Source organism: Bacillus sp. L_1B0_5, from assembly GCF_000836715.1.
Taxonomy (GTDB): domain Bacteria; phylum Bacillota; class Bacilli; order Bacillales; family Bacillaceae_G; genus Bacillus_A; species Bacillus_A thuringiensis_S.
In genome coordinates this window covers 1-1476 of the sequence record NZ_JXIS01000171.1, presented here as the reverse complement: position 1 = coordinate 1476, position 1476 = coordinate 1, and the positions used below count along the sequence as shown (strand labels likewise).

Here is a 1476-nt window from a genome sequence, read left to right as displayed (position 1 = left end):
AATAGGCGCTTATTCGGCTACAAAAATGAATATAAATTTGACACCAAATCCTCAAAAATTGGAGTATGGATCTGTAATCATGCATAATTTAGGGGTCGTAGGAATATTAGCCGCTGGAATTGTTACACTCGGAATTGGAACCCTAGGAATTATTTTTATAAATGGTTCTTCATTAGGTATAACTCTAGGGGCCTTTCATGATAAACATTACTTTAGTGACATTGTAATGGCTTTGATTCCACACGGAATTTTAGAAATTCCTGCATTTATTATTGCGGGTGCGGGTGATTTATATGTTGTTTCTTCAATTATCTTATTGATTATGAAGAAAAAAGAAAAGGCTAAATCTAACTTTAAAAGAGGATTAATTTTAAATTGTATTGCAGTAATTTTGGTTATATTAGCCGGAATTGTTGAAGCAAGTATGCCTGTAGCAAAAATATCATAATACTGTAGAAAGAGGTAGACTGAAATAATATGGATATATTAAGTGTTAAAAATCTTTCTAAGATTTATGAAGATAAAGTTGTTTTAAATAAAGTTAATTTATCTATAGGTAGTGGAGAATTTGTAGCATTAAACGGTGAAAATGGTGCAGGCAAGTCCACCACACTACAGTGTATTATGGGAATGACAATAAAAGACTCGGGAGAAATTTATGTATCCCAATACAATATGGATAAAAATCCAATAGAAGCTAAAAAAATTATAGGGTTTTCACCAGATGAACCCTTTCTATATCCGTATTTATCGGGAGTAGAGCATCTTAAACTATGGGCTGGTTTCCGGAATCTTAATCAAGAAGATATTGAATACGGTATTAATCTTCTCAATGATTTAGGATTAGGTACTAAAGATTTAAATAATTTCACTAGTACTTATAGCAAGGGGATGAGACAAAAAATAGGATTTATAGGCTCTATATTTCATCGTCCGAATCTAATCATTTTGGATGAGCCCTTTACAGCCATGGATCAAAAATCAACCGATACAGCAATTCAAATGCTTAAATCTTTCAAACAAGATGGGTGTAGTATATTGTTTTCGTCTCATCAACAAGAAATTAAAGATCAACTCGCAGATAGATTTTTAATCTTAAAAGATGGAGATATTCATTAAATAAAAATGGTTTAAAATGGGGGAGATTTTATTGGAAAAGATAGATAAAGATCAGATTCTATTTTATGCATTTTGGTTGAGGCGAAATGAAGATGAATCAAATATAGGGTATGGAGTAAATAAAAAGTTATTTATTTTCGGTATTATTATGACGATTTTATTAACCGTAATAGTAGCTCTTTTATTAATAACAAATATGCTATCCTTTATAAAGTATTTTTTAATAGGGTTCCTTATATATCAGTTGATGTTTTTCATATTGCTGAATAAACATATTGCTTGGTTTGAAGTAAATAATTTTGGTGAGCCAATAAATCTTATAAGCAAGGGATTTCTTGCCCCTAGCATTATTAAAAA

The 1476-nt window shown here is 30.5% G+C and carries 3 protein-coding genes; all 3 read left to right on the top strand.

The features are described from left to right. Positions 1–448 (top strand): stage II sporulation protein M (locus tag RT27_RS31155; RefSeq protein WP_043939077.1); only part of this gene is annotated, 448 nt, incomplete at its 5' end. A 29-nt stretch (positions 449–477) separates the two neighbouring features. Next, on the top strand, positions 478–1119 hold the full coding sequence (locus RT27_RS31150) for an ABC transporter ATP-binding protein (RefSeq protein WP_043939075.1): 642 nt from the start codon (positions 478–480) through the stop codon (positions 1117–1119). Positions 1120–1150: 31 nt separating this feature from the next. Next, the coding region (locus tag RT27_RS31145) for a hypothetical protein (RefSeq protein ID WP_043939073.1) at positions 1151–1476 on the top strand (326 nt) is incomplete at its 3' end.